The 5426-nt window shown below is 67.1% G+C and carries 5 protein-coding genes; 4 read left to right on the forward strand and 1 reads right to left on the reverse strand.

The window, feature by feature from the left end; translation table 11 throughout:
- Positions 1-168: 168 nt before the first annotated feature.
- Together VW23_RS21775 and VW23_RS21780 are read left to right on the forward strand one after the other, a co-directional pair.
- A complete protein-coding gene (locus VW23_RS21775) occupies positions 169-1554 on the forward strand; it encodes an FAD-binding oxidoreductase (RefSeq protein WP_069911597.1) in 1386 nt (461 codons plus the stop codon).
- 152 nt (positions 1555-1706) lie between these two features.
- The gene (locus VW23_RS21780; RefSeq protein ID WP_069911598.1) at positions 1707-2654 is read left to right on the forward strand and encodes a DMT family transporter; all 948 of its coding nucleotides are present in this window, start codon (positions 1707-1709) and stop codon (positions 2652-2654) included.
- Positions 2655-2772: 118 nt separating this feature from the next.
- On the opposite strand, the gene VW23_RS21785 is transcribed toward VW23_RS21780, so the two are convergent.
- Entirely contained in the window at positions 2773-3579 is an 807-nt protein-coding gene (locus tag VW23_RS21785) for a helix-turn-helix domain-containing protein (protein WP_069911599.1), read from the reverse strand.
- A gap of 118 nt (positions 3580-3697) precedes the next feature.
- Between VW23_RS21785 and VW23_RS21790 the strand changes: the two genes are divergently transcribed.
- Both VW23_RS21790 and VW23_RS21795 read left to right on the forward strand, forming a co-directional pair.
- Positions 3698-4078, forward strand: a complete 381-nt coding sequence (locus VW23_RS21790) for a hypothetical protein (RefSeq protein ID WP_069911600.1) — start codon at positions 3698-3700, stop codon at positions 4076-4078.
- A 111-nt stretch (positions 4079-4189) separates the two neighbouring features.
- Positions 4190-5426, forward strand: a 1237-nt coding sequence (locus VW23_RS21795; RefSeq protein WP_141728442.1) for an epoxide hydrolase family protein, incomplete at its 3' end; no start/stop codon positions are given.

Below are 5426 nucleotides of genomic sequence, written 5' to 3' on the forward strand. Positions count from 1 at the left end.
CCCTTCGGGCGGTCCCCCTCCCCCGCCACGCGGGGGAGGATCACCGCACAGCCGGTGGCTTCCCCAACCCATTCCTGATCCGGCGCTGAGCGCCGCATTCATTTGCCGTTCAATCTGCCGCCCCTAGAGGCCGCGCTCTCCAACGCAACCTCAGCGAGAATTCAGGGAATGGACAAACGCTTTCCGCTCGAAGACCAGATCGACATGCTGGCCTCGAGCCTGCGCGGCCGCGTCGTAACGCGCCGCGATGCGGCTTATGACGAGGTGCGCAGCGTCGCCCTCGGCAATTTCGACCGGCGCCCGGCGGCGGTGATCCGTGTCGCCAACGTTGCGGACGTGGCGGCAGTGATCAACTTCGCCCGCGCCACCGATCTCGAGCTGGCGGTCCGCAGCGGCGGCCACAGCGTCGGCGGCCATAGCGGCACCGAAGGTGGCCTGGTCATCGACCTGCGCGACCTCAACGGCATCGAGATCGACGGCGAGACCAGCACCGTGTGGGCCGGCACCGGCCTTAGCTCCGGCGACGTCACCCGCGCCGTCGAGCAGCACGGGCTGATTGTCGGCTTCGGCGATTCCGGCACTGTCGGCATCGGTGGCCTGACGCTCGGCGGTGGCATCGGCTACATGGTGCGCAAGCACGGCCTCACCATCGACTCGCTGCTCGCGGCCGAACTGGTGACGGCGGCCGGCGACATCCTCGTCGCAGACGCCGACCACCACCCGGACCTGTTCTGGGCACTGCGCGGCGGCGGCGGTAATTTCGGCGTGGTGACCCGCCTGAAGTTCAGGCTCAACCCGCTGCCGTCCTTCGTCGGCGGACCGCTCGTGCTGCCGGCCACGGCCGAGAACATTGCGAAGTTCGCCGAGCTGGCCGATGCAGCGCCCGACGCGCTCTCGACCATCGCCATGGTCATGCCGATTCCGCCGGTGCCGTTCGTCCGGGCAGAATTCCACGGCAGGCTGGCGCTGATCGGCATGATGGCATTCTCCGGCACGCCCGACGCCGCGACTGCAGCACTGGCACCGTTCCGCGCCATCGCCACGCCGATCGCCGATCTGGTCGGCCCGGCGCCCTACTCCGCCATGTATGCCATGGACCCACCGCCAGAGATGCGCCCGGCGGTCTCGTGCCGCTCGCGCTTCGTCGATCGGTTCAGCGTCGAGGCCGCGGCCAAGATGTTGGCGGCGCTCGAGGCCTGTCCGTCGCCGATGAAGATGGGGCAGATCCGCGTGCTCGGCGGCGCTTATTCGCGTGTCGCCACCGACGCCACCGCCTTCGCGCATCGCCAGGGCAAGATCATGGTGGCGTTTCTCGCCATGTATGAAGGCGGCGCCGACGTCACCGCCCATTTCGACCGCTGGGCGACCGGCGCCGTCGACAGCGTGAGCGAGAAAAACGCCGTCGCTTACGTCAACTTCCTCGGCATCGAGGGCGGCGAGGGCCTCCGCGCCGCCTATCCCGGCTCGACCTGGGACCGGCTGCGCCAGATCAAGGCCAAGTACGATCCGGAAAACCTGTTCCGGCTCAACCAGAACATCCCGCCGGCAGCCTGACGGGCTGGCGCGACGCGCCAAGCCTCACGTCTTGTTTGTCGCGCTTCCGAACAGGAAAAGCCTGCAACTTTTCCTGGAAGCACTCTATGTTCGCGCCTTCTTCGGCCGCCATCTTTCGAGGTGGCGGCCGATGCTCGAACCACACGGCCCCGATGACCAACTCCTCTGCCGCGACCGGTAACCGCGCGTTCCACGCCCTGATGGATCGCCCGTATCTGATCCTCATCCTCACCACGCTGTTCTGGGGTGGCAACGTCGTCGCTGGCAAGCTCGCCGTCGGCCATATCGACGCGCACTCGCTGATGATCCTGCGCTGGACCGGCGCATTGCTGCTGGTACTACCCTTCGCCATCGGGCCGCTGAAGCGCGACTGGCCAGTGATCCGCGCCAAGTGGTGGCTCTATCTGTTCTATGGCGCCGTCGGCTTCGCCACCTTCAATGTCCTCGTCTATGTCGCCGCCTATTACACCTCGGGGGTCAACACCTCGCTAGAGCAGGTGGCAGTCAACATCTTCGTCATCATCCTCAACTTCGCACTGTTCCGGACCCGGGTGCGCGGCCTGCAACTGCTGGGCGTGGTGATCACCATTCTCGGCGTTGCAATCATCGCCACCCATGGCGACCTGACCCGCATCCTGACGCTGGAGGTGAACCTCGGCGATCTGCTCGTCATCCTCGCCTGCTTCGCCTACGCCATCTATTCGATCGCCCTGCGCTGGCGTCCGCAAACCCACTGGACCAGCTTCCTCGTCGCCACCTGCACCGGCGCCATCATCGCCTCGTTCGGCTACCAGGCAACGCTGGGCAATGGCACCGCGAACCTGCCGTCCAATCTCGCCGCCATCGATCTGCAGGGCTGGCTGATCGCCGCCTATACGGTGATCTTCCCCTCGGTGATCTCGCAGCTGCTCTATGTGCGCGGCGTCGAGCTGATCGGCTCCAACCGCGCCAGCCTGTTCGTCAACCTGATCCCGCTGTTCGGCACTGTCGGCTCGGTGATCGTCTTGGGCGAAGCGCTGCAGCTGTTCCACATCGTCGCAGCAATCCTCGTCGCCGCCGGCCTGGTGCTGGCGGAATACTCAGCGCGGCGCGGCACGTGAGCGGCATCGCGTCGACCCAGTGCGATCTCTCAACGTCCGCTGGTGGTGCAGCATCCCACTAGGTTCCCGCCTTTGCGGGAATGACGCCGGTGCGAGTTGGAGGCTCGTGGGCTGGCCCCTACCCCACCACCGCCGCCAGCAGCGCTGCCGTCTCGGCGTCCGCCGGCAAAAACGCCTCGATCACCAATTCACTGAGCGTGATCTCGGTGGGCGTACCGAACACCGTGGTGGTGGAGATGAAGCTCGCCACCGCGTCGCCGAAGCGCATCTTCATCGGCACGAATACCCCGCCATGCTCATCGCGCCCCTCATAACCGGGCGCGATGCCGGAGATCTCGCGCAGTTCTTCCAAGAGCTCGGCGATGGCCGGGTCGCCACTCGCTTCGAGCTGCGCCGCCACCCGGCGCAGGATATCGCGGGCCCATTCGTCGTAATTGACGATCAGCCGCCCCAGCCCGTCCTGATGCAGGCTGAGCCGCAGCACGTTGATCGGCTCCTGCAGCAGCTCCGGATTGGTGACCTGGGCCAGGAACGGCGCCGCCGCGGCGTTCGCCGACACCAGGTTCCAGCCGCGATCGACGGCGATGGCGAGGTACGGCTCGTATGCCTTGAGCACCAGATCCACCGCCGCACGTGCCGGCGCCAGATCCGGGTGGTCGAGCCGCCGCTCCGGATAGACCGGCGCATAACCGGCCGCCAGCAGCATCAGGTTGCGGATGCGCAGCGGCACCCCGAGCCCCGAGGCGATGCGCAGCACCACCTCGCGGCTGGGGACCGAGCGCCCGCTTTCGATGAAGCTCAGGTGCTTCTGGCTGAGCTCGATCTCCAGCGCCAGCGAGAGCTGGCTGAAGCGGCGGTGCTGTCGCCAGTCGCGGATGTAATCGCCGATGGAACGGTCGGAGGCCGTGGCTTGTGCGTGGGTCATGGCTCCGACCCTACCCGGTCGCGTCGCCGGTTCAATTACCTCTGCGTTAGTTGAGACGAGGAAGCGGGAGGTAGAAATGTGTCGCCGTCAACAAACGAACCCCGACGGAGAAACCGAAATGAACCTCATCCGCTTTGCCCTCGTTGCCGATGCTGCCGCGACCGTTGCCACTGGCGCGCTGCTTGCCGTGGGCGGGAGCCTCCTCGCCGACCTCACCGGCCTGCCGGCCACCGCCACCCTGCCGCTCGGCCTGTTCCTCGTCGCTTTCGCCGCCTTTGTCGGCTGGGTCGGGATGCAGCGTGAGACGCCGCGTGGCGCCACGATGCTGATCGTCATCGTCAATGCTGCCTGGGTGGTCGCCAGCCTCATCGTGCTGCTCGCCGGCACCTTTCCGCTGACCCTGCTCGGCGTGGCCTTCGTCATCGCCCAGGCCGCGGCGGTCGCGGCGCTCGCCGCCCTGCAATGGGTCGGCCTCGGCCGGGCGCGCGCCCTCGCCTGACCTCGTACATCACGGCGGACAACCGGCGCTGCTGACAGGCTCTGTCAGCAGCGCCGGTGCATTGTTTTGGGGCCGGCAGAGACCGGCCCAAAACAGCGAGGACGACCCGAAATGCCCCTGACCCGTCGCTCCCTCATCAAGTCCGCCGTCGCCGCAGCCCTGGTGCCGGCGCTCACGGCAATCGCCAATTCCGCAGCCCGAGGAGAAACCGCCATGACCACCGCCAAACCCTTCAAGCTCGCCATCGCCGACGCCGATATCGCCGACCTGCAGTATCGCCTGCGCAGCGCCCGCTGGCCGGTTGAGGTCGCCCCTGACACCTGGGAGCGTGGCATCCCCGGCGGCTATCTCCGGCGGCTGGCCGAACGCTGGGCCGCCTTCGACTGGCGCGCGCAGGAGGCTGAGCTCAACCGCTACGACCAGGTGATGCTCGAGTTCGAAGGCGAGCATGTGCACGCCTTCCACATCCGCTCCAGACACGCCGACGCCACACCGCTGGTGCTCTGCCATGGCTGGCCGAGCTCGGGGATCGAATACCTGAAGCTGGTGGAGCCGCTGACCAACCCGGCGGACGGCAAAGACGCCTTCCACCTCATTATCCCGACCGCTCCCGGGTTCGGCCTTTCCCCGGCTCCGCGCCAGCCCGGCTGGACCGCCAAGAAGACGGCGGCCGCCATCGCCCTACTGCTCAACCAGTTCGGCTACGATCGCTTCGCCATCCACGGCACCGACATGGGCTCCGATGTCGCGGCCCAGCTCGATGTGCTGACCAATGGCCGCGCCATTGGCCTCCATCTCGGAACCGATCTCGACAGCGTCATCGCCGTCGCCTCGTTCATGGGCGGCGACCTCTCGCAGAACCCGACGCTCACCGCCGAGCAGAAAGAGCGCGCCGGCGCCCTGTTGGCCAAGGTCGCCGATCGCAACGGCTACATCGCCATCCAGTCGACGCGGCCCAAGACGCTCGGCTACGCGCTCAACGACTCGCCGATCGGCCAGCTCGCCTGGATCGCCGAAAAGTTCGAGGCCTGGACCAATCCGAACAAGGCAACCATCGAAGCGGCGGTCGATATCGACCAGTTCCTCACCAATGTGAGCCTCTATTGGTACGGCGGCGGCGGCTCGGCTTCGGCCAATGCGCTGTGGGAGGCCTTCAAGGCCATGGGCTGGGCCCCGCCCAGCGCCACCCCGCGCGGCGTCGCCGTGTTCAACGCCAGCGACCTGGTCCGCCCCCTGTTCGACCCGCAGCAGCAGATCGGCCACTGGAGCGAGTTCGCCGCGGGCGGGCACTTCCCGGCAATGGAAGAACCGGCACTGCTGGCCGGCGATCTGCAGAAGTTCTTCCGGC

The organism is Devosia insulae DS-56 (assembly GCF_000970465.2).
GTDB classification, from domain to species: Bacteria; Pseudomonadota; Alphaproteobacteria; order Rhizobiales; family Devosiaceae; genus Devosia_A; species Devosia_A insulae.

Coding starts and splice junctions, on each gene's coding strand:
- VW23_RS21790 (WP_069911600.1), top strand. CDS start 3,698: ATGAACCTCATCCGCTTTGCCCTCGTTGCCGATGCTGCCGCGACCGTT.
- VW23_RS21775 (WP_069911597.1), top strand. CDS start 169: ATGGACAAACGCTTTCCGCTCGAAGACCAGATCGACATGCTGGCCTCG.
- VW23_RS21780 (WP_069911598.1), top strand. CDS start 1,707: ATGACCAACTCCTCTGCCGCGACCGGTAACCGCGCGTTCCACGCCCTG.
- VW23_RS21785 (WP_069911599.1), bottom strand. CDS start 3,579: ATGACCCACGCACAAGCCACGGCCTCCGACCGTTCCATCGGCGATTAC.